Genomic DNA, 22,292 nt, shown 5'->3' on the forward strand with positions numbered 1-22,292 from the left:
CCAGATGTTGATCCGTCGACCTTTGGATTGGCACCAGCTTTCGCTTTCGTCTGAGATCGATTCTCAACCCTTTCTTAAATATCGCGAATGGTGTCGGAAGCCGTACGGCAGCATTTTAGTTTCTAATGCGCAAGCCGGACAGATCGCATACGGTCCAACTTCGTCGCCGGTTCAATGTCCTCTATATTGAATGCGCGGCCTAAAAGCCGACCGGCGCACACCCACCCTCCAATCGGTCATTCCGGTGCCGCCACCCGCATCCCGAAACTGGCCATTGCCGACAACGGTTTCGACCGGACGCTTACCATGGCCCGCCGGCAAGGTCGTCAGAAAGGAAGGCTTTTGCGAACAGCGGGTGGCGCATAGAGCGGGCACAGATATACGTTTACGACTGAACCAGTCGAAGCGCGCTGGCCGCGACCGTCCCGAATGGGATCAATGGTCGGGATAGGATTCTCTTCATGCCCCAGCCGGTATAAAGGAACCGCCCCGATCGTAGCGGCTGCGTCGTTATCCCGCCTACCCAACCCGTGGGCTCGACCTTCGGCCCAGCCGGGCCCGCCTCAACGTGGCCCGTCGACTGCGATGACCGCGGCGTCGTCTAGCTGGAACCGGCCAAAGTCGTCGTCGCCCCATAACGAACGCTCCAGCCGGCCGACAAGCCGGATCGGCTTCCCGGTCGGCATTGACCCATAAGGCAGCGAGTATTCATGGTTTTGCGTCGAGGGAGCCGATCATAGGCAGGAATACGGCACAACCCGTTTCCTTGCAGGAAAGATCAAGCACCAGGTTCTTCCCCGATCCGTCGTTCCGCCCAGCAAACGTCCACAGAAGGCTGCGGCGCTCGGGATAGTTCGGGTCGGCGACACGGTAGGAAGCTACGCCTGCGGGGCGGCCGTCGAGCGTGAGCTGATCCGCTTTGTAGTTGGTCCCGGAGCTCGCGATCGGCAGCGCCGATCCTCGGCCTGTCACTGTGAACATGCCTTCGTAGCCCGGCCCGCGCAGCAGGAACACCGGATCGTCTACCGGGTCCTTTCCCGCCTTCAGAGTCGCATCTGATGGAATGGCGACCGTGCAGCACGAAGGGATCCCGACCGACTTCCAGCCGGCCGGGACCTCGGGTTGCGGTGCGTTCGGCGAGCAGGACACTAGCAGCAATCCCGCTACCGACCACACCGCGACCCTCATATCACCGCACTCCGTAGGCGTTGCGAAGCGCTGTCGTCTCCGTCGAGCACGGGGTGCGACGCACCACGCCCGCCGGCTGACTATAGTGCATGACGCACGCCGTGTTGTTGGCTTCACCGAAGCCCAAAGCATGGCCGAGCTCATGCGTCATGGTCGACTCATAATCAAACGAGCCGGAAGGAGGGCTCGACCGAGTAGACGGGCAATGGAACCGCCCACCCGACTCATCGCCATAATACCAGAGGTAATCGGCCTTCACGATCACGTCTGCCTGGGTGATGGTCGATCCGCTGGTCCACAGGTTGGTCGACGCGAGGGCGGTCGAGTTGGTGGGATAGCCGTCCTCCACGGTCACGATCTGAGCCGTGGTCTCGGTCCCTCGCGTGGTGGTCAGGTTATTCGCCGCGTCCCACTGATAGTAGAAGCGCGACCCTTGAGCGTTCCAGTTGCTGACCGCTCGCCCGAGGGCAGGGTCGCAGCCCGCCGGCATGGCGATGTGCAGGTACACCGACTTGGTAGTGGTCGGCCAGCGCGGGCCGATCGTCTGCGCCGATGCGGAGCCCGAGCTGATGATGGCGGCCAAGGCCGCGATGAGCGTGATCTTCTTCACTGTACCGTCTCCTGCGCCGGCGCGGCGTCATCCGCGGTGTTCCGAGCCCGCGCGACCGGCGCGAGCGTTGCCTTGAGTTGCGAGAGCGTCGTGGGGGACACCTCGCCCGTGTCGACCGGCGTCAGCGTGTCGCCCTGGACGAGGTACGTTGGCCCGAGCTGGACATAGTTCCTGGCCGCACCCCGTGCGGAAGCAGCAGGATTTCCAGCTCCCTCGGTGGCAAGCTGGCCATAAAGCCCCGCGGACAGCATCACGAGGTAGCTCTGACCATCGACGGCCTGAAGCTCGCTCGTTACCCGCAGCGTCTGACCATTCTCATCCTCGCCCGAGCGCTGACGAAGTGCGATCGGCCGATTGGGAGCACGGCCGAGGATCGAGTCGGTGATCTCAAGGAGCACCGTCGAACGGAAACCGTCGCCCAGCCGCTCGTTCCGTACTTCGACAACCCGGGCGACCGCGACAACGTCGGACAGCAACGCGTAGTCCGTCACACTCGCTGTCCCACGCGTATAGGCTGCGGCCGCCTGAAGCGGGTTGAGCCCGGCATCCGCGAGGCGACGCACCCGTGCCGGCTTGAAGTCGAGCGACTGGAGAAGCTGGATCGAGTCAGTCTCGAAGCTCTCCGCCAGCGCCGACTGGTTCGCGGCCGAGATTTGTGCACGCGGGTTAGGACGAGGGATGTTGAGCGCACGGTAGAGACGACGCAGCTCCTGCTGGTCCCCACCGGCACCACGGCGACCGAGAGCGGTTTCACGGCGGGCTTGCCGCTCACGCTTGCGATCGAGAAAACCGGCAACGGCTTGATCATCGGTTCGGTTCTGGCGGGCGTTGACCACAGCCGGGTCAGCCTGAGGAACGGCCTCGTCCTGTGTGGCGGGCGGTGTGCTCGTTTCTTGGGCGGCCACGCCGGACGTGAGCAGCGACAGAGCCGCCACGCCGCAGGCGAGAGCGCCCGACGGGATTAAGCGATTACGCATACATCCTCCTGGTTCGTTACATTCATCATCCCCGCTGGAGCTGGAGCGACCCGTTCCCCTGCGAAGCCCGACTCACCATGAGTACGGAACAAAGGGTGAACGATTTAGAATCCTACATTGCAAGCCTTTTTTGCCCGGACACTCGGATTGTTAAGGACGGTTGTTCAACAAACGGCCGGGGCTGTTGAAAAATGCGCCGCTGGTGGCTGGGTCCGGTTGGGGGCGGAATGACACCCCAACGCGTAGCGATCCCGTCTCGCATGGGATCCTTTTCGGGAAAGGCGGCGGCGCCAGGCGTCACCGCCGACGGTCCGTGTCGCAGGTAAGGAAAACGGAGATTTGCCTGCCCATCGCCATGCGAGTCCGCTCGCGTTGCCAAACCGGCCTGTTCGACGTAAATCTACCCGGTAAAGAAAACTAGGGCAACATAGACCTGCCGATGACGACTTTCTTCCCAAACCGCGCCCGATCGGGGCGCCACCGGCCCTACGCATGAAAATCGGTTACGCCCGCGTATCGACCGCCGAGCAGAACCTGGACCTCCAGCGTGATGCGCTGAAGGCTGCCGGCTGCGAGAAGGTCATCACCGACAAGGCCTCCGGGGCGACTGCCGCTCGCCCTGGATTGGAAAAGGTGAAGGAGCTGCTTCGCGCCGGCGACACACTGGTGGTCTGGCGCCTCGACAGGCTCGGCCGCTCGCTCCGTGATCTGATCGGATGGATGACCTACCTCGACGAGGAAAAGGTCGGGCTGCTGAGCCTGCACGAGGCGATCGACACGACCACCACGTCGGGCAAGCTTACCTTCCACCTGTTCGGGGCATTGGCGGAGTTCGAGCGCAACCTGATCCGCGAGCGGACCCAGGCCGGTCTCACCGCAGCCCGCGCTCGCGGCAAGAAGGGTGGCCGGCCGGCCGCACTCGGCAAGGACAAGCGCGACCTGGCCGTCAGGCTCTACCACGAGAACACGATGCCGATCGCCAAGATTTGCTCGATGCTCGGCATCTCCAAGCCAACACTCTACGCCTATGTGCGATCGGCCGAGACCAAGCCGGTAGCCGCGTAGCGACGCTCGCCGACAAATAGCGCGATCAGAATGCCGCCACTTAGCGCGAGCGTTTACACCGTTCGCGGTCCCGATCGGCCCAGCGTCCCCCGGAACCGTTCGTTATCGGGAAGGCATCTAAGCGGTCTGCACCATCCTTCATCTAAAGTTCTCCAAGCGCTTCTGAGGATTTTCGGGCGCACCAAAAGCACTTGCTCCTCCAGTGGCTGGAGCATGTAACCGCAATTTGCTCTCCTGCGGACGGGGGGCTGGAGGTGGCTTTTTGACGGCCCGTGTTGAAGCAATCGGTATGTCTCGACGCTCATTAGTGGCGCGGCTGGTGGCCTGTGGAACCGGCTTGGTGCTCGGTTCTCCAACGCTCGCGCGACAGACTTCCCGGTCTGCGGGCTCGTGGAACTTCGGTGCGGCTCACCTCGAATGGGAGCCGCTGGAAGTCGGCACGGGTGATACCCTCCTTGTTTCGGCACAAGTGCGCGGAGTGCCGGTGCGGGCGGTGCTCGACAGTGGCAGCGGCGCGTCGATCATGAGCACGGCGCTCGCGGCGAAGCTCGGCTTGAACGATGGTGAGCGGCGCATGATTAGCGGGCTGAGCGCCAAGGCCCCGGTGCTGCTGGTCCGCGACATCGACGTACAGCTCGCCCGCGAAACCCGTCGCTTACCCTTTGCCGTCGTTGGTGATCTGAGTTCAGTGTCGGCGGCCTTCGGACGACCGATCGATATCCTCCTCGGTGCCGATATGTTCACGGGTAGCTGCATCGCGCTCGATTTCGCGAAAAGGCGTATGGCGGTCGTCAAGTCAGGCACGTTTCTCGCCGGTCCCGACTGGCGCGCTGTCGCGCTCAGGCGCGGTGCCAAGCAGGAGCTGTTCATTCGAGCTTCCGTCTCGGGTTTGCCTCCCGTGCCCTTGATGATCGATCTTGGCAGCTCGGCCGCGCTGATGCTCTCGTCGGCCTATGCCCGCGATCAAGGGCTGTTGAACGGGAAGCTCGTCTCGACCGCGGCGATCGGCGGCGTCGATGGTGTGCGTATCAACGATGCTTTCACGATCCAGAACATCAACATCGAAGGGCTTGGCGTCTCGAACGTCCCCACACTCGGGATGAGAGCTTGGCTCTCCACCAGCACGGTTGGCAATGTCGGCCTACCGCTGATCGCTCAATTCGACGTGGTGTTCGACGTGACCGCCGGATTCGTGTGGCTCCGGCCACTCGGTCCTCGTCGTCGCCTGCCGATGCTGAAGGACCGTAGCGGCCTTGGCCTCGCAGCCTCACCAACGGCGCTCACCGTTGTTCATGTGGCGGCGAACAGTCCCGCGGAAAAGGCTGGCTGGGCGGTCGGCGACCGGATCGTGGCGGTGAACGGCCATTCGATCGATGCGAACTATACGCGTGGGGAGCTCTGGCAAGTGCGCTCCCGGCCTGCTGGCACCCTCGTAAAGCTGACGATGGCCTCGGGTGATGTGCGCGAGCTCAGGCTGGCCGATTATTATTGATCGGCTTGAGGGTGGCCTTTGCCGATCGCCTTCATGATCCGACAATCGGCCATGCGCGCCTTGGTGCAGCTCTGGCTGAGCATTGCCAACTCATCCCGCAACACCGCGAGTTGCGCCAGTCTCTCCTCCACATCCTTGAGGTGCTGAGCAGCGATAGCTGAGGCGGCACCACAATCCTGGTCCGGGTTCTGCGCCAGCCCCATCAACGAACGGATCTCGTCGACGGAGAAGCCAAGCCGGCGACCGTTGCGGATGAAGTGCAAACGCTCAATGTCACTGGCATCGTAGGTTCTGCGACCCGACGCCGTGCGAGGGGCGGATCGGAGCAACCCGATCGACTCATAAAAGCGGATCGTCGTCACCTTCGTCGAGGTCTCGCTGGCGAGCTGCCCAATCATCACCGGCTTCATCATGCCATCCTTGCTTATGCGAACGTGTCGCACATTTCGCTTGCTTCTACAGCGACTGGAGGTGGTAAGGAAGGCCGCATGAATGCTTCTACCGAAAGCTGCGGGTGCCACGGGGAGCCCGCGCGCGCGCAAACCGATCCGGCCTATCGCCGTGCGCTGCTGACCGTCGTGGTGCTCAACCTCGGCTTCGGAGTCGCCGAGCTGTTCGGCGGGTTCATCGCCGATAGCCAAGCGCTGAAAGCGGATTCCCTCGATTTTCTCGGGGACGGGTCGATCAGCCTTATCGGTCTTCTCGCGCTTGCCTGGTCCGCACGGGCGAGGGCAAAGGTCGCGCTGACGCAGGGGTTGTTTCTCGGTGCGCTTGGCGTGGGCGTAATCGGTTTCGCGATTTGGCGCGCCCTGAACGCAACCGCGCCCGATGCCGAACTGATGGGCACAATCGGCGTTGTCGCGCTCGCGATCAATGTCGTGTCCGCCTTGGTGCTTGCGCGTTTCCGGGAAGGGGACGCCAATGTTCGCGCGATCTGGCTGTTCAGCCGCAACGACGCGCTCGCCAACGTGGCGGTGATCGCCGCGGCCGGTCTGGTGGCGTGGACAGGAAGCGCCTGGCCGGACCTCGCCGTCGCCGGCCTCATCGCCCTCCTGTTCCTCCACTCCGCTTATGAAATCGTCACTGGCGCTCGGCGCGAATTGGGAGAGCGGTAGTGCGTCTGCTCGCGTTGATCCGGGCAATGCTCTCGTTGCGGCTGCTCTCCGCGCTCGCGGCGCTGCTGATCCCTGCTGCGGCAATCGCCGAACCCGGCGACGTGCAAACCGCATGGCGGCTGCTCGACTATATGGCCGTCGATTATGGCGGCGCGGTCGCCAACGGTCGGATCAAGAGCACGTCGGAATATGCCGAGATGACGGAGTTCGCCGCGTCGGTCTCGACACGGCTTCAGGGCCTGCCGGCGAAGCCGGAGCGTCAAGCCCTCATCCAGCGGGCTGCCAACCTCCAGGCGGTGATCGCGGAAAAGGGACCGACTGAACAGGTGGCAACATTGGCGCACGGGCTCGCGGCCGATCTGTTGCGCGCCTACCCGGTGCCGCTCGCGCCCGATAAGGCTCCGAACCTCGTCTCCAGCGATGCCCTGTTCCGACAATCCTGCGCGTCCTGCCACGGGATGACGGGCAACGGCCGTGGCCCTGACGCCGCCAAGCTCGCTACGCCCCCGATTGCTTTCACCGATGCCGAGCGCGCGCGCCAGCGCAGCGTGTTCGCGCTCTATCAGGTGGTGACGCAAGGCATCGACGGGACCGCGATGCAGAGCTTCGCCGATCTGCCCAACGATCAGCGCTGGGCGTTAGCATTCCGAGCCGGGAGCTTCGCCTTCACGGATGCGCAGGCGCGCGAAGGCGAGCGGCTTTGGAAATCCGACCCGACCCTTCGCCGGCGCATTCCGGACCTGAAAACCCTGGTCGCGCTCACCCCGGCCGCGCTCGGCGCGGCGATCGGCGACGCCAAGGCTGACCCAGTGCTCGCGTTCCTGCGTCGTCATCCCGAACAGGTGATACAACAGGCTCCCGGCTCGCTCGCGGTCGCCCGCGCCAAACTCGCCGAAAGCGTGGCGGCTGCGCGGCGCGGCGATGCGCGCATGGCGAAAGAGCTGGCGCTGTCGGCCTATCTCGATGGGTTCGAGCCGATCGAGCCAACACTCACCGCGCGCGACGCGACGCTGATGGGTCGAATCGAGGGCGCGATGGGGGAGTTCCGCGCCTCGATCGACCGGGGCGCGTCGCCCGATGATCTCGCGGAGAAGGTCGCAGTACTGGGCGGCCTTTTCGACGATGCGGAAGCGGCGCTCGCGCCTGATGCCGCCACCGAAGCGTCCACGTTCCTGGGCGCGTTCACGATCCTGCTGCGTGAAGGGCTCGAAGCCCTGCTCATCGTTGTCGCCATGATCGCGTTCCTGCGTAAAGCCGAGCGCGGCGAGGCGCTGCGGTACGTGCATGGCGGCTGGGTCAGCGCGATCATCGCGGGCGGGATCACCTGGGCGGTCGCCACCTATGCGATCGGGATCAGCGGTGCGAGCCGGGAGCTGACGGAAGGGTTTGGCTCGCTGTTCGCCGCGGTCGTGCTGCTCTCGGTCGGGATTTGGATGCACGGCAAGGCGCAGGCCGATCAGTGGCAGCGCTATATTCGCGAGAAGATGTCGCGGGCGCTCTCGGGCGGGTCGGGCTGGTTCCTGTTCGGGCTGGCGTTCGTCGTAGTTTATCGCGAGGTCTTCGAGACGATCCTGTTCTATGCCGCGCTTTCGGCGCAAGGTGACAACGGGATGCTTCTCGCGGGGGCCGGGTCGGCGATTGGACTGCTCAGCCTGATCGCTTGGGCCATGCTTCGCTACAGTCGCAAGCTGCCGATCGCGCAGTTCTTCCGCTATAGCTCCTGGCTCATGGCGGTCCTGACCGTCGTGCTGGCGGGTAAAGGCGTCGCCGCGCTCCAGGAAGCCGGCCTTATCAACATCGCACCGCTCGCGGACGTGCCACGGCTGTCGATGCTCGGCGTGTTTCCCACTTGGCAATCGGTGCTGGCGCAACTCCTGATGGCGGTCGCCATTGCGGTCGGGTTCGCCTGGAACGGGCGCGACCGATCCCGCTCGGGTTCCGGCTCAGTGACCCTTGGTTCGAATTAGTGCAATGACATGAAAACCCTTCCGTGATAGAGGCAAGCTAGTGCGAGCCTTTTTGCCTTTCCTGACATGCCTGATGCTGGTCCTGACCAGCTTCTCCGGCATGGCCCATGCCGCCGATCTGGCGGGGGGAAGCATCGCGGGCGTTGAGTTCACGGTCCATACCGCCGGTGACATCGATCAGGTGCCATCGGACTCGGACAAGAATGTCCCGCATCATCACAATTATTGTCACGGACACGACGTCGGCGCGCCTGCGCGCACGACGATGGAATATACCCCCGTCCTCACAGTGCCCAAGCCGACAATCTCCGCCTCTGCGTCGCTCGACGGCCGCACCGGCATGGTCCATTTGAGGCCCCCCCAAGCCTGACGTCCGATTTGGGCGTGCGTTGGCGCGCCCCTGTCGATCATCGTCAGGAGTCCTATTTTCATGAATCGTATCCTCGCGGCCATGCTGGCCGCAGCGTCTTGCGCCACGATGGCGCAGGCGCAGGTCGGACCGTCCGCGCCTGTTGCGCAGGATGCGCCGGTCTACACGCTTGACCAAGCGGTCAGTGCAGCGGGCGGTTCGGCCCCTGCTGCGGAAGCGGCGACAGCTGGAATCGACGCGGCCCGTGCAGGTCGCACAGTCGCCGGCTTGCGGCCCAATCCGGTGGTTCAAGGCCAAGTCGAGAATGTCATCGGCTCCGGGCCGTATCGGGGGGTCCGCAGCGCGGAAACCACGGTCGGCTTTGCGATCCCGATCGAGCTAGGCGGCAAGCGCGGCGCCCGCGTCGCGGTCGCCAATGCGCAATTGTCCCGGGCCGAGATCCAGGCCGCGATCATCGCGGCGGATGTCCGGCTTCAGGTAACGCAGCTCTATGTCGAAGCGGTCGCGGCCGATCGCCGGGTAATGACAGCCCGCGATCAGGCCCGGATCGCCAGCGATGCGCTGCGGGCCGCGAGCGTTCGCGTGCAGGCAGGGCGGGCATCGCCACTCGAGCAACAGCGCGCGGATGTCGCGCGTATCAATGCCGACGCCAATGTGGAGCGGCAGCTTCGCTTGGCCGAGGCGGCCCGCGCCAATCTGGCGCGTCGGATCGGACGGCCGATCGACGGCCTGCTCGATGACACGCTGCTCGATCGCCTTCCCGGTGTGAACGTCTATGGGCCGTTGGCACCGGTCAACACGACCGGCACACTCGCGCTGGCGGCAGCCAACGCGGATTTCTCCATTGCCGAAGCCGGCGTGCGGCTCGCGCGCGCCAATCGCGTGCCTGACCTGAACGTCGGGCCGTCGATCCGCCGCCTGGAAGCGACCAACGACATGGCGGCGGTGTTCAGCGTGTCGATCCCGATCCCGGTGTTCAACAATGGTCGCGCCGCGATTGCGCAGGCGACCGCGCAGCGGACCCAGGCGGATGCGCAGCGCCGCGTGACCGCGCTCGACATCGAACAGGCGATCACGGACGCGCAGGCGCAGGCGGCCAATGCCGCAACGACGGCTCGTGCGGCGTCGGGGCCGGCGCTGGCGGCTGCACAGGAGGCCGCCCGCATCGCGCGGATCGGCTATCGCGAGGGCAAGTTCGGCCAGCTCGAATTGCTCGATGCTGAACGCACGCTCGCCGAAACGCGGGTCGCCGCGATCGACGCGCTTGCCAATTACCAGAATGCCCGCGCGCAAGTGGAGCGACTGACCGCTCGTGCGCCCAATGGGGGGAATCAGTGATGAAGAGCTTTTATCTCGCGGGCGCGGCGTCGCTCGCCCTGCTCTTGGCTGCCTGCGGCGGCAAGGATGGCGGAAACGAGGCAACTGCCGAAGGCGCAGCTGCCAATGAGACGGCAGCGGGCACGGAAAAGGGCGGTGCTGAAGGCGGTCATGCCGGTGAAGGGGTCGTCACATTGGGTGCCGACCAGATCGCCACAGCGGGCGTCCAGGTCGGACGGCCGATCATCGGCGGGGCCGGGACGATCGAGCTGCCCGCGATCATCGAGGGCGACCCACAGGGAACGCAGGTCGTCTCGGCCGCAATTGCGGGACGCGTGGTCGCGCTCACCCGTAACCTCGGCCAATCGGTCGGACGCGGCCAGACCATTGCGGTCATCGAAAGCCGCGAGGCGGCGCAGATCAAGGGCGAGGTCGAGGCGGCGCGGGCGCGGCTTCAGCTCGCTAATTCGAACCTCGCGCGCGAACAGCGGCTGTTCGCGCAGAGAGTCTCCCCTGAACAGGATCTGATCGCCGCCCGCACAGCGGCGACGGAGGCGCGGATCGCCCTGACGCAGGCGCAGAGCATGGTTTCGGCGGCGGGTGTCGGCGGCGGCGGGCTCAACCGGCTCGGCATTGCCGCGCCGATCTCGGGCCAGATCATTGCGCGCCCCGTGACGCTGGGACAAACGGTCGCGGCGGATGCCGAACTCTATCGCATCGCCAACCTGAGCCAGGTGTCGATCGCGCTTAATCTCAAGCCCGAGGATGCGGGCCGGGTGCGTCCCGGCAATACGGTGCTGGTGAAGGCGGCAGGCCGTCAGGCGACCGCCCGCGTGACCTTCGTGTCGCCGGCGCTTGATCCGCAGACGCGGCTCGTGCCTGCGCTCGCCACCCTCGACAATCGCGGTGGCGAATGGCGGGTCGGCGAGCCTGTGACGGCAGCCGTGCAGCTCACGGGCAGCGGCGGGAGCGGGGCGGTCCGCGTGCCGACGACGGCGGTCCAGAGTTTCGAGGGCAAGTCGGTCGTGTTCGTGCGCACGCCCACCGGCTTCAAGGCGACCCCGGTCCAGCTCGGCGATGCGTCGGGCGACACGGTGATCGTCCGGTCGGGCCTGACCGGCAACGAACAGATCGCCACCACCGGAAGTTTCACGCTCAAGGCCGAGATCGGCAAGGGCGAAGCGAGCCACGAGGATTAAGCCATGATCGCCCGTATCGTAACCTGGGCGGTCGAGAAGCGCTGGCTAGTCCTGCTCCTCACCGTCATCGTCGCCGCCATCGGCGCCTTTTCCCTTTACCGGCTACCGATCGACGCGGTGCCGGACATCACCAACAATCAGGTCCAGATCAACGTCCGCGCGCCTGCCCTCTCGCCCGAGCTGGTCGAGAAGCAGGTGTCGTTTCCAATCGAAACCGCGCTCGCCGGCACCCCCGGCCTGGAATATACGCGCTCGTTGAGCCGCAACGGCTTCGCGCAGATCACGGCGGTCTTTTCGGACGCGACGGACATCTATTTCGCCCGCCAGCAGGTGGGCGAGCGTCTGCGGGGCGTGCAAGAGAATCTGCCCGACGGCGTGAACCCTGAAATGGGTCCGATCGCGACAGGCCTGGGCGAGGTGTACATGTACACCGTTCGTCTCGATCATCGCGAGGACGACAAGCACAAGCCCGGTGAACCGGGCCAACAGCCCGATGGCAGCTACATCACGCCAGAGGGCGAGCGACTGACGACCGAAGAGGACAAGGCGACCTACCTGCGCACCGCGCAGGACTGGATCGTGACGCCGCTTCTGAAGACCACACCGGGCCTCGCCGGTGTCGACTCGATTGGCGGTTACGCCAAGCAGTTCCTCGTCGTGCCCGACGTGCAGAAGCTGGCCTCGCTCGGCATCACGCTGACGGACCTGGGAAATGCGCTGGAGCGCAATAACACCAGCGTCGGCGGTGGCTTCGTCAATCGCAATGGCGAAGGTCTGGCTGTTCGCTCGGATGCGCTCGTTCGCAATGCCAGCGAGTTGGCCAGGACCGTGATCGCGACACGTAACGGCGTGCCGATCACGGTCGAACAAGTTGCGACTGTGAAGACGGGTCAGGCGATCCGCATGGGTTCGGCATCGGAGAACGGTACCGAAGTCGTCGTCGGCACGGCGATCATGCGGATCGGCGAGAACAGCCGCATCGTGTCGACCGCGGTCGCTGAGAAACTGAAGACGATCAACGCTTCGCTGCCTCCTGACGTCGTAATTCAGCCGGTGCTGAACCGCACCGAGCTGGTCAATTCGACGATCAAGACGGTCGCGAAAAACCTGTCCGAAGGCGCGGTGCTGGTCATCGTCGTGCTCTTCCTGCTGCTCGGCAACTTCCGTGCGGCCCTGATCGCGGCGTTGGTCATCCCGATCACCATGATGCTGACAGGCTTTGGTATGCTGCGCGCTGGGGTCTCGGCCAATCTGATGAGCCTTGGGGCTTTGGACTTCGGTCTGATCGTCGACGGCGCCGTCATCATTGTCGAAAACGCGCTGCGCCGGCTTGCCGAGCAACAGCATCATGAAGGCCGATTGCTCAGCGTCAAGGAACGGCTCGCGACCGTGGCAGCCGCTGCGCGTGAGATGATCCGTCCCTCTGTGTACGGGCAGGCAATCATCATCCTCGTCTACGTACCGCTGCTCACGCTGACCGGCGTGGAGGGTAAAACGTTCGGACCGATGGCGCTGACCGTCATCATCGCGCTCGCCTTCGCCTTCATCCTCTCTCTCACCTTCGTGCCGGCGATGATTGCGATCTGGCTGTCGAAGAAGGTCGAGGAGAAGGACGGCCGCATCATCACGTGGCTGAAGAAGCGCTACGAACCCGGTCTCGACCGGGCCATGAAGCGCCCGACGCTGACGATCGGTGCGGGTGTGGGAAGCCTTGTGGTGGCGGCGCTTGCTTTCACTACGCTCGGCTCGGTGTTCCTGCCGCAGCTCGACGAAGGCGATTTGCTGATCCAGTCGCTCCGCATTCCGGCAACGTCGGTCCAGCAGAGCCAGGCGATGCAGGTGCCGATCGAGCGGATGATGTCGAAGCAGCCGGAGGTGCAATTCGTCTATTCCAAGACGGGCACCGCCGAGCTGGCGGCCGACCCGATGCCGCCGAACGCGACCGACATGTTCGTCATCCTGAAGCCGCGCAAGGATTGGCCGGATCCTGAGCTTCCCAAGGAGGAGCTGGTCAGCCGGATCGAGGGTAATCTCGCGAAGATTCCGGGAAATGCCTACGAGATCACCCAGCCCATCCAGATGCGCTTCAACGAGCTGATCGCCGGCGTGCGCGGCGACATCGCGGTGAAGGTGTTCGGGGACGACTTCAACCAGATGAACCGGACGGCCGAGCAAATCGCGGCGGTGCTGCGCAGAACGCAAGGCGCAGCGGACGTGAAGGTGGAGCAGACGACCGGTCTTCCCATGCTCGACATTCGCGTCAACCGCGACGCGATGGCGCGGTTGGGCGTTACGGCTCAGGATGTGCAGGACACCGTGACTGCGACGATCGGCGGGCGAACATCGGGCCAGATCTTCGAGGGCGACCGTCGCTTCCCCGTGGTGATCCGCCTGTCGGAGGCGCAGCGTGCCGACATCGGCCTGCTCCAACAGGTGCAGGTGCCGGTGGCAGGCGGCGGCTATGTACCGCTGTCCAGCGTCGCCGAGATCAAGGTGGTCGATGGTCCGAACCAGATCAGCCGCGAGAACGGCAAGCGGCGCGTGGTGGTGCAAGCCAACGTGCGTGGCCGCGACGTCGGATCCGTCGTGGCGGATGCGCAGGCGGCGATCGGCAGCCAACTCCGGCTGCCTGCCGGCACCTATCTCGAATGGGGCGGCCAGTTCGAGAACCTCCAATCGGCAAGCGAACGGCTGAAGCTGGTCATTCCGGCTTGCTTCATCTTGATCCTGCTGCTCCTCTACGGGGCGTTGGGATCGGTCCGCGACGCCGCGATCGTGTTCACCGGCGTGCCTTTCGCGCTGGTGGGCGGCGTCCTGTTGCTGTTCCTGCGGGGCATGGACTTCTCGATCTCGGCGGCAGTGGGCTTCATCGCCCTCTCGGGCATCGCGGTCCTCAACGGCCTCGTCATGGTCAGCTCGATCCAAGATCTGATCCGATCAGGGATGAGCCGCGAGGAAGCCGCGCATGTTGGCGCGATGCAGCGTCTGCGACCCGTCATCATGACCGCGCTAGTCGCCAGCCTCGGCTTCGTGCCGATGGCGCTGGGCGAAGGCGCCGGCGCAGAGGTTCAAAAGCCTTTGGCGACGGTCGTCATCGGCGGTCTGATCTCGGCGACGCTTCTTACGCTGTTCGTGCTGCCGACACTCTATGCCCGGTTCGGGCAGAAAGTGATCGAGAAACCCGAGCACTACAATGAGGAGCATGAAGGGGACGACCACGGTCAGACCTTCGTGAACAACTTGGCCTGATGGATGGGCGGGGCGATCCGCGATCGCCCCGCCCATCTCTGGGAGATGGGGATATGCCTCGCACCATAACCAGCTCGATGCTTCACGGCGGGCCACTGCGCATCTGGTCGGCACTCACCGATCCGGATCATCGCCGGGCGTGGAGTCCGCTCGTATTTCTCGATGATCCGTCCCGGCTCGGCGACACAGAATGCACCTTTGCGATCCAGGGCATCACCCGGCCAATTCGGACGCCAGCACGGATTGATCGATTCGATAAACCGCACGCCTTCGCTTGGTCCTGCGGCATCCCCTATCTGTTCACGCTCGAAGAGCGGTACGAGCTGGCGGGGGACGATGGCGGCACCAGGCTAACGCATAGCTGCACGCTGCGCGGGGCGCTCTCCCTGCCGTTCGCGGCGATGATGTTGCGCCGCCTGCGATCCCTGATGGTCGAATCTGACGATCGCCTCGCAACCTATCTCCGCTGGCGGGTAGGTCAGCCTGCCCGGGCTATCAATCGTCAGCGCGTCCCCTTCCGCTACAGGAGGAAGGCGCGATGATGATGCACTGTAAGCGGGTGCTGCCCGCCGTCATCCTCGTTGTCGGGCTCGCGGCGTGCTCGGAAAGAAAGCCGCCAGCCCCGCCAACGGAGCAGCAGATTCATTCGTCCGACAGCGCCGTGGCGACCGGGGAAATGGGGCGGCATAGATATCGCTGTTCCGACGGGGAACCGCTGTTCGTCGATTACAAGGACAACGGCCTGCAGATCGATTTGCGGCGCTCCAACGGGGGACCGCCGATGATGCTGACCGCGCCAGCGCAGGGCCTGCAATATGTCGGCGAAACAGCCACCGCGACCTTCAAGGGGTCGCAGCTCACCATCGTGGAAGGCGATGGCCGTACCCGGATCTGCGAGCGGGAAGGCACGCGATGAACTGCCCTGCCTTCGAACGCCACAGGGCGCTTCGTCGGAAGAGACCGATGTCTGACACGTCGATTTCAAATGTGACAACCTTGTGCGGCCTGAATCGGGCCGGTCTGGCGATCGCGCGCCTCGGCGTCGTTCTCGTCTCCGGGGCGGTTATAGGGGCGTGTAATCCAGCGCCGACCCAGCCTACCGAGCCGGCGCATGAAAAGCATCTGACGTCGAAACTAATCGCGCAGCGCATCATGTACTGCGACGACGGCACACGCGCCGATGTCGACTTCATCGATGACGGCTTGAAAATGGCCGTCACCTGGCTGCCGAAGGGCAGGACCGAGATCCTGCGCGCGCAGCGAACCGGTGACGAGTTTCGCGGCGACCATTCGCGGGCTGTCGTGGCGGGCGGATCGATCGCGTTCACGCGACGCGGGAAGATCCGCGTCTGCCACCGAACCCCGGAGGAGTCCTAGGAAATGCAGGCACTGCTCTATACGCTTGCGCCTGTGCTGGCGGTCGTGCTCGGCGCGATTGTCGCGAGCCGCACCAAGTTGAAACCTGGCCTCGTGGCGGGCCTACAGCATCTCGCTGCCGGCGTCGTGTTCGCGGCGGCAGCGACCGAAATCCTGCCGCAGGTCAAGCATGAGGCATCGCCCAGCGCGACGTTGATCGGCGGGGCGGCGGGCGTCGCGACCATGCTGGGGCTCAAGGCTCTTGAGGCCCGCTTCAAGGGGCTGATGGCGCTACTCGCCGCGATCGGCATCGACATTCTGGTCGACGGCCTGGTGCTCGGCCTCGCTTTCGTGGCGGGCGAGAAGGCAGGTCTCCTGCTGACGATCGCGCTCACTCTGGAAGTGTTATTTCTGGGACTGACGCTGACCGACGAGCTGGCGGAAACCTATCGCTCGCGCTTGCGCATCATCGTGATCGTCTCGGCATTGGCCCTGCTGCTGCCGATCGGCGCGCTCGCTGCCGTGCCGGTCGCCGCGCTGTCGCCGGTGATGATCGCCGGCTTCCTCAGCTTCGGGCTGATGGCGCTGCTCTACCTCGTCACGGAGGAGTTGCTGGTCGAGGCGCACGAGAAACCCGACACCCCGCTCATCAGCTCGATGTTTTTCGTCGGCTTCCTGGCCCTGCTGACACTTGAGGAGATGATGGGATGATCCCGGGCAACGACAACAATGGCGGGCAGGAGCGCCGCACACTGTGGATCGTCCTGCTGCTGAACGCGGCGATCGCTGCGGGCTTCTTCGTTTCCGGCTTCTTCGCGGACTCGAGCGCGCTGATCGCCAACGGCGTCGACAACCTGTCCGATACGGCTGTGTATGCGCTGAGCCTTGTGGCGCTCACCCGGGGCCAGACATGGAAGACACGCGCCGCGGTCGCTTCGGGCGTCATGCTGCTGATCTTCGCGGGCGGCATCTTGATCGATGTCGGACGGCGCTACGTGCAGGGCAGCGAGCCCATCGGACCTACCATGATGGTCATGTCCGCGATCGCCGGCGTCGTGAATTACCTCTGCCTGCGGCTGCTCCAGCGCCTCAAGGATCCGGACGTCAATCTCCGGGCCGCAACCACCTTCAGCTTCAACGACTTCATTTCCAACGGCGGCATCCTGATCGCCGGCGTGCTGGTGCTGTGGTTGGGTACCAATTGGCCGGACCTGCTGGTCGGCTTCGCCACCGCCATCATCGCCATCAAGGGCGGTGTCGAAATCCTGCGCGACGCGCGCGCCGAAACCAAGAAAAGCGAAAGGAGGTCGTCATGAACGACAAGCTCGAACTCGACATTCCAGTGTTGTTGCCGGACCTTCCTGACGCGGCCGATGCCTGCCTGGACCGTCTCGTATCAACCCTGTCAAAGCGCGAAGGTGTCGAGCGGGCGCATGTGATCTGTCTCGACGGCAACACGCCAGCGGCGCTGTGCATCCATTTCGATGCCGCCAAGCTGCCGCTGCCACGGTTGCGCGAAATGGTGCGCGCCGCAGGTGCCGAAATCACCGAGCGCTACGGCCATGCGATCTGGCAGGTGACGGGGATCAACCACGAACGTCGGGCGCGCACGGTCAGCGATGCGCTGTGCGCCTTGCCCGGCGTGGTCCAGGCAAGCGCCAGCACCAGCGGGTCTGTCCGGGTCGAATATGATCGCCGCGAAACCACCGAAGAGGAGGTGCGCGCTGCGCTTCGCAAGCTGAAGGTGAGGGTGGGCAAGCGGGTCGCTGCCGATGAACATGCCGGCCACGACCACGGCCCCGGGGGCCACGGCGCGGGCGAAGAGAAGCACGGCCCCGGCGATGGCCACGACCATAGCCACGCCGAATTTCTCGGCCCCAATACCGAGCTGATCTTCGCGCTCGCCTGTGGCGCGCTGCTGGGGATCGGCTACGCGATCGAGAGGCTGGTCGCTGGCGCGCCCGAATGGCTGCCGACCGCCTGCTATATCGCAGCCTATTTCTTCGGCGGATTCTTCACGCTGCGCGAGGCGATCGACAACCTCCGGATGAAGAAGTTCGAGATCGACACGCTGATGTTGGTCGCTGCGGCCGGCGCCGCTGCGCTGGGCGCATGGGCCGAAGGTGCGCTGCTGCTGTTCCTGTTCAGCCTCGGCCATGCGCTTGAGCATTATGCAATGGGCCGCGCCAAGAAGGCGATCGAGGCGCTGGCGAAGCTCGCGCCCGAAACCGCGACCGTGCGACGCGGCGGGCAGACCAGCGAAATCCCGGTCGAGCAGATGGTCGTCGGGGACATTGCCATCGTCCGCCCGAACGAGCGCCTGCCTGCCGACGGCTTCGTCATCAAGGGCACCAGCGCGATCAACCAGGCCCCGGTCACGGGTGAAAGCATCCCGGTCGACAAGGTGCCGGTCGCAGATGCCGCAGCGGCACGCGCCAAGCCCGATGCAGTCGACGCGGAAAGCCGGGTTTTTGCTGGTACGATCAACGGCGGCGGCGCGATCGAGATCGAGGTGACACGCCGTTCCAATGAAAGCGCGCTTGCCAAGGTCGTGAAGATGGTGAGCGAAGCGGAGACGCAGAAGTCGCCGACGCAGCGCTTCACCGACCGGTTCGAACGGATCTTCGTGCCCGCCGTCCTGGTCCTGTCAGTGCTCCTGCTGTTCGCATGGGTGGTCGTCGACGAGCCGTTCCGCGACAGCTTCTATCGCGCGATGGCGGTGCTGGTGGCGGCAAGCCCGTGCGCGCTCGCGATCGCAACGCCGAGCGCGGTCCTGTCGGGCGTTGCCCGTGCAGCGCGGGGCGGCGTGCTCGTGAAGGGCGGTGCACCGCTCGAAAACCTCGGGTCGCTCAAAGCGATCGCTTTCGACAAGACGGGCACGCTGACCGAAGGTCGTCCGCGCATCACTGATGTCGTGCCCGTCGATGGCGCCGATGAAGGCGAGTTGCTGGCGCTGGCTGTCGCCGTCGAAGCGTTGAGCGACCATCCCCTGGCCCAAGCGATCGTCAAGGACGGCCGCGAACGTCTGAACGATCGTGCCGTGCCGACTGCCGGCGACCTCAAGAGCCTGACCGGTCGGGGCGTCACCGCGAGCGTGGATGGCGAGACGGTGTGGATCGGCAAGGCCGAGATGTTCGGAAGTGAGGGCATTCCGGCGCTGGGGCAGGGCGCGCAGGACGCAATCGCGAAGCTGCGCGAGAACGGCCGCACGACAATGGTGGTCCGCAAGGGGGACCGCGACCTGGGCGCGATCGGCCTGATGGACACGCCTCGCGAAGCTGCCAAGACCGCGTTGCGTCGGCTGCACGAGATGGGCGTGTCGCGGATGATAATGATCTCCGGCGATCACCAGAAAGTCGCCGAAGCGATCGCCGACGAAGTCGGGATCGACGAAGCGTGGGGCGACCTCATGCCCGAAGACAAGGTTGCCGCGATCAAGAAGCTCGCCGGCGAAGACAAGGTCGCGATGGTGGGCGACGGCGTGAACGATGCGCCGGCGATGGCAAGCGCCACGGTCGGCATCGCGATGGGCGCGGCGGGGTCGGACGTTGCGCTGGAGACAGCCGACGTGGCGCTGATGGCCGACGATCTGGCGCACCTGCCATTCGCAGTCGGTCTTAGCCGCCATACCCGTGGAATCATCCGGCAGAACGTCTTCGTCAGCCTGGGTGTCGTCGCCTTCCTGGTGCCTGCTACCATCCTCGGCCTCGGCATTGGGCCAGCGGTGGCGGTTCATGAGGGATCGACGCTGCTCGTCGTCATCAATGCGCTCAGGCTGCTCGCCTACCGCGATCCGGCAGGGAAGGCGGCATGAAGTGGCTGATCGCCTTCGACCTCGACGGCACGCTTGCCGAGAGCAAGCGGCCGTTATCGGAGGATATGGCCGCAATCCTCGCCCGATTGCTCGCCATCACGGATGTGGCGGTGATCTCGGGCGGGGACTGGCCGCAGTTCGAAAAGCAGATCGCCTCGCGCCTTCCTGCCGGCGTCGCGCTCGACCGTCTCTGGTTGATGCCGACCACAGGCACGAAACTCTATCGGTTCATCAATGGCGCTTGGCGCGCGGTCTATGCCGAACTGTTCGACGACGCGGAGAAGGCGAAGATCCGCATGGCCTTCGATCAGGCGCTGACCGATGCCGGTCTCGCCGACGAACGTATCTGGGGCGAACGGATCGAGGACCGGGGCAGCCAGATCACCTTTTCGGGCCTGGGGCAGGCAGCGCCGCTGAAGGAAAAGGAAGCGTGGGATCCTGACCGAAAGAAGAGGACCGCGTTGCAGGCCACGTTGCGCGCGAAGCTGCCGGAGCTCTCGATCAATCTCGGTGGCACGACATCGATCGACGTGACCAGAGCAGGGATCGACAAGGGCTATGGCCTGAAGCGCCTGAGTGCCGAGAGCGGTGTCCCGCTCGACGGGATGCTGTTCATTGGGGATGCGATATTCCCCGGTGGGAATGACTATCCCGCTGCTGAAATCGGCCTCGACACAGTGAGGGTGCGCGACGTCGCGGAAACCACCGCCGTCGTGACCGCCATCATCGCGTGTCTGCACCGATAGGATCAAGATACATGGTCGGCTCCATCGCGGAATGCCGCATTGTCAAAGCTCTGGCTTCTGTCGCTTAGGGCAGCGCTTCCTAAAACGAAAAGAAGGCAATGTGCGCGTCTCCGCGAACAAAGCCTCCAGCGATCAATCTAAGAGATTCCGCCGCGCTTCTCAATCGTAGGGGGCGTTTGCGGGAGGGGGCGGAATCCTACGCTAAGGATTTGGGCCAGCGATATTCCCCGGTTGGATTGATGTGTTCCCATCCCAACGGCGAGACGTGGGCGAGTAGATCAGGCGCGATATGGGTACCGCTGGCGGCCCGGGTATTGACGACCTCGCCGAGCTTCATGGTGTTCCAGAATATGATGATGGCGGCGAGCAGGTTCATTCCGGCGATGCGATAGTGCTGGCCTTCGCCGGATCGATCCCGGATTTCACCTCGGCGGTGGAAGCTGATGGCGCGCTTTAGGGCGTGGTGGGCCTCACCCTTGTTGAGGCCGATCTGAGCCTGGCGCTGGAGGCCGGCATCAAGAATCCAGTCGATCATGAACAGGGTTCGCTCGATGCGGCCCACCTCTCGCAATGCGAGGGCCAGCTCATTCTGGCGCGGGTAAGAGGCGAGCTTGCGAAGAATCTGGCTGGGGGCGACGATCCCCGCTGCGATCGTCGCCATGATGCGCAGGATGTCGGGCCAGTTGCGCTCGATGTGCGGTTCATTGATCTTACCTCCGACCAGCGCTCGCACATTGGCCGGCGTCGCGTTGGGCGTGAAGGCATAGAGTCTTTTCTGAGGGAGATCGCGGATACGGGGGGCGAACCTGTAGCCGAGCAAGGCGCAGGCGGCGAACACATGATCGGTGAAGCCGCCCGTGTCGGCAAAATGCTGGCGAACGCGGCGGCCCGCGTCATTCATGAGCAGCCCGTCCAGGATATAGGGAGCCTCGCTGACCGTTGCCGGGATCACCTGGGTTGCGAACGGCGCATATTGATCGGACACATGGCTGTATCCCTTGAGGCCCGGGACGTTGCCATATTTCGCGTTGATCAGATTCATCGCCTCGCCCTGCTCGGTAGCAAGGAAGAACTGCCCGTCGCTGGATGCCGATTGCCCTTGTCCCCAGAAGGCGGCCATGGGCAGGGCGGCGTGGGCCTCCACGATCATGGCGAGCGCCCGATCATAGGCGCTGCCTTCGACATGCCAGCGCGCGATCCGCAGCAATTCCCAGAAGCTGTGCGTGTTGGTCGCCGCCGCCATCTTGCGCAAACCGAGATTGACGCCTTCCGCCAGCAACACGTTCATCAGGCCGATCCGGTCGCTGCAGGGCGCGCCGGTGCGCAGATGCGTGAACGCCTCGGAAAATCCGGTTCGCTCATCGACTTCCAGCAACAGATCGGTGATCCTCGCGGGCGGGAGCTGTTGATAGAGATCGAGCACGAGATCCTCGGCCCCTTCGGGCGTGTCGGCCCTCAGCTTGTCGATGTGCAGCTTGCCGTTCTCGATGATGCCGCCTGGGATCGTGCCGGTTCGCGCCGCGCGGCCAAACTCCTTCAGCCGTGTATCCAGTCGAGCCCTGCGCTCGGCCAGCCATTCGCCGGGTCGCAGCGGCACGGCGAGCCGCGCGGTCTGCTCTATCGCCTGTGGCGGGACCAGAAGCTGCTTGAGGTCGCCATAGCGGCGCGATCCCGCCAACCATATGTCACCGGACCGGAAGGCGTCGCGGATGTGGAACAGCACCGCGATTTCCCAAAGCCGGTGGTCGCCGCTGGGCTCAGCGCGAAGATGACGATGCCATTTCGAGTTGGGACGTAGAAAATCCACCGGCGGATCGACCTTGATCC

Annotated in this window: 20 protein-coding genes; 15 read left to right on the forward strand and 5 right to left on the reverse strand. The window is 64.6% G+C overall.

Annotated elements, in window-relative coordinates:
• Nucleotides 1–708: 708 nt before the first annotated feature.
• The 3 genes from AAIO73_RS19260 to AAIO73_RS19270 are packed head-to-tail and all read right to left on the reverse strand — an operon-like array spanning nt 709 to nt 2,775.
• Nucleotides 709–1,188 carry a hypothetical protein gene (locus AAIO73_RS19260; protein ID WP_231376736.1) on the reverse strand — a complete coding sequence of 160 codons (480 nt, stop codon included), beginning with the start codon at nt 1,186–1,188 and terminating at the stop codon, nt 709–711.
• A gap of 1 nt (nt 1,189) precedes the next feature.
• The gene (locus AAIO73_RS19265) at nt 1,190–1,798 is read right to left on the reverse strand and encodes a zinc metalloprotease (protein WP_035386815.1); all 609 of its coding nucleotides are present in this window, start codon (nt 1,796–1,798) and stop codon (nt 1,190–1,192) included.
• Complete coding sequence (locus AAIO73_RS19270; protein ID WP_037447557.1) at nt 1,795–2,775, reverse strand: hypothetical protein; 981 nt, start codon at nt 2,773–2,775, stop codon at nt 1,795–1,797. The genes AAIO73_RS19265 and AAIO73_RS19270 overlap by 4 nt, the downstream gene beginning before the upstream one ends.
• 492 nt (nt 2,776–3,267) lie before the next feature.
• Here AAIO73_RS19270 and AAIO73_RS19275 point away from each other — a divergent pair, with 492 nt between their 5' ends.
• Nucleotides 3,268–3,840: a recombinase family protein gene (locus AAIO73_RS19275; RefSeq protein WP_007407197.1), complete on the forward strand. Its 573-nt coding sequence runs from the start codon at nt 3,268–3,270 to the stop codon at nt 3,838–3,840.
• A 289-nt stretch (nt 3,841–4,129) separates the two neighbouring features.
• Complete coding sequence (locus tag AAIO73_RS19280) at nt 4,130–5,332, forward strand: aspartyl protease family protein (protein WP_345880319.1); 1,203 nt, start codon at nt 4,130–4,132, stop codon at nt 5,330–5,332.
• Here AAIO73_RS19280 and AAIO73_RS19285 read toward each other — a convergent pair.
• Entirely contained in the window at nt 5,326–5,745 is a 420-nt protein-coding gene (locus tag AAIO73_RS19285; RefSeq protein WP_007406847.1) for a MerR family transcriptional regulator, read from the reverse strand. The two genes, AAIO73_RS19280 and AAIO73_RS19285, sit on opposite strands and share 7 nt — an antisense overlap.
• A gap of 75 nt (nt 5,746–5,820) precedes the next feature.
• On the opposite strand from AAIO73_RS19285, the gene AAIO73_RS19290 reads away from it, so the two are divergent.
• The 13 genes from AAIO73_RS19290 (at nt 5,821) to AAIO73_RS19350 (ending at nt 20,465) form a co-directional block, all read left to right on the forward strand.
• On the forward strand, nt 5,821–6,447 hold the full coding sequence (locus AAIO73_RS19290; protein ID WP_004212870.1) for a cation efflux transmembrane domain-containing protein: 627 nt from the start codon (nt 5,821–5,823) through the stop codon (nt 6,445–6,447).
• A complete protein-coding gene (locus AAIO73_RS19295) occupies nt 6,447–8,414 on the forward strand; it encodes a cytochrome c/FTR1 family iron permease (protein WP_004212871.1) in 1,968 nt (655 codons plus the stop codon). Before AAIO73_RS19290 ends, AAIO73_RS19295 begins: the two co-directional genes overlap by 1 nt.
• Nucleotides 8,415–8,487: 73 nt before the next feature.
• Nucleotides 8,488–8,784, forward strand: coding sequence for a hypothetical protein (locus AAIO73_RS19300; protein ID WP_007406840.1), 297 nt, complete (start codon nt 8,488–8,490; stop codon nt 8,782–8,784).
• 60 nt (nt 8,785–8,844) lie between these two features.
• Nucleotides 8,845–10,122 carry a TolC family protein gene (locus tag AAIO73_RS19305; protein WP_004212875.1) on the forward strand — a complete coding sequence of 426 codons (1,278 nt, stop codon included), beginning with the start codon at nt 8,845–8,847 and terminating at the stop codon, nt 10,120–10,122.
• Complete coding sequence (locus AAIO73_RS19310) at nt 10,122–11,300, forward strand: efflux RND transporter periplasmic adaptor subunit (protein ID WP_004212877.1); 1,179 nt, start codon at nt 10,122–10,124, stop codon at nt 11,298–11,300. The genes AAIO73_RS19305 and AAIO73_RS19310 overlap by 1 nt, the downstream gene beginning before the upstream one ends.
• A 3-nt stretch (nt 11,301–11,303) precedes the next feature.
• Complete coding sequence (locus AAIO73_RS19315; RefSeq protein ID WP_004212878.1) at nt 11,304–14,549, forward strand: efflux RND transporter permease subunit; 3,246 nt, start codon at nt 11,304–11,306, stop codon at nt 14,547–14,549.
• A 53-nt stretch (nt 14,550–14,602) separates the two neighbouring features.
• Nucleotides 14,603–15,091: an SRPBCC domain-containing protein gene (locus AAIO73_RS19320; protein ID WP_004212879.1), complete on the forward strand. Its 489-nt coding sequence runs from the start codon at nt 14,603–14,605 to the stop codon at nt 15,089–15,091.
• Nucleotides 15,088–15,465 carry a hypothetical protein gene (locus AAIO73_RS19325; protein ID WP_004212880.1) on the forward strand — a complete coding sequence of 126 codons (378 nt, stop codon included), beginning with the start codon at nt 15,088–15,090 and terminating at the stop codon, nt 15,463–15,465. The genes AAIO73_RS19320 and AAIO73_RS19325 overlap by 4 nt, the downstream gene beginning before the upstream one ends.
• Nucleotides 15,466–15,512: 47 nt before the next feature.
• Nucleotides 15,513–15,926: a hypothetical protein gene (locus AAIO73_RS19330; RefSeq protein ID WP_004212881.1), complete on the forward strand. Its 414-nt coding sequence runs from the start codon at nt 15,513–15,515 to the stop codon at nt 15,924–15,926.
• A gap of 3 nt (nt 15,927–15,929) precedes the next feature.
• On the forward strand, nt 15,930–16,616 hold the full coding sequence (locus tag AAIO73_RS19335; RefSeq protein ID WP_042469170.1) for a ZIP family metal transporter: 687 nt from the start codon (nt 15,930–15,932) through the stop codon (nt 16,614–16,616).
• Nucleotides 16,613–17,221, forward strand: a complete 609-nt coding sequence (locus AAIO73_RS19340) for a cation efflux transmembrane domain-containing protein (RefSeq protein ID WP_004212885.1) — start codon at nt 16,613–16,615, stop codon at nt 17,219–17,221. The genes AAIO73_RS19335 and AAIO73_RS19340 overlap by 4 nt, the downstream gene beginning before the upstream one ends.
• Nucleotides 17,218–19,719 carry a heavy metal translocating P-type ATPase gene (locus AAIO73_RS19345; protein WP_004212886.1) on the forward strand — a complete coding sequence of 834 codons (2,502 nt, stop codon included), beginning with the start codon at nt 17,218–17,220 and terminating at the stop codon, nt 19,717–19,719. Before AAIO73_RS19340 ends, AAIO73_RS19345 begins: the two co-directional genes overlap by 4 nt.
• Nucleotides 19,716–20,465 (forward strand): HAD-IIB family hydrolase, encoded by a 750-nt coding sequence (locus tag AAIO73_RS19350; protein ID WP_042469173.1) that lies wholly within the window; start codon nt 19,716–19,718, stop codon nt 20,463–20,465. Before AAIO73_RS19345 ends, AAIO73_RS19350 begins: the two co-directional genes overlap by 4 nt.
• Before the next feature lie 196 nt (nt 20,466–20,661).
• On the opposite strand, the gene AAIO73_RS19355 is transcribed toward AAIO73_RS19350, so the two are convergent.
• Nucleotides 20,662–22,292 (reverse strand): Tn3 family transposase (locus AAIO73_RS19355; protein ID WP_345880317.1); only part of this gene is annotated, 1,631 nt, incomplete at its 5' end.

Origin of the sequence: Sphingomonas epibiotica (genome assembly GCF_039615155.1) — a bacterium.
GTDB lineage: Bacteria > Pseudomonadota > Alphaproteobacteria > Sphingomonadales > Sphingomonadaceae > Sphingomonas.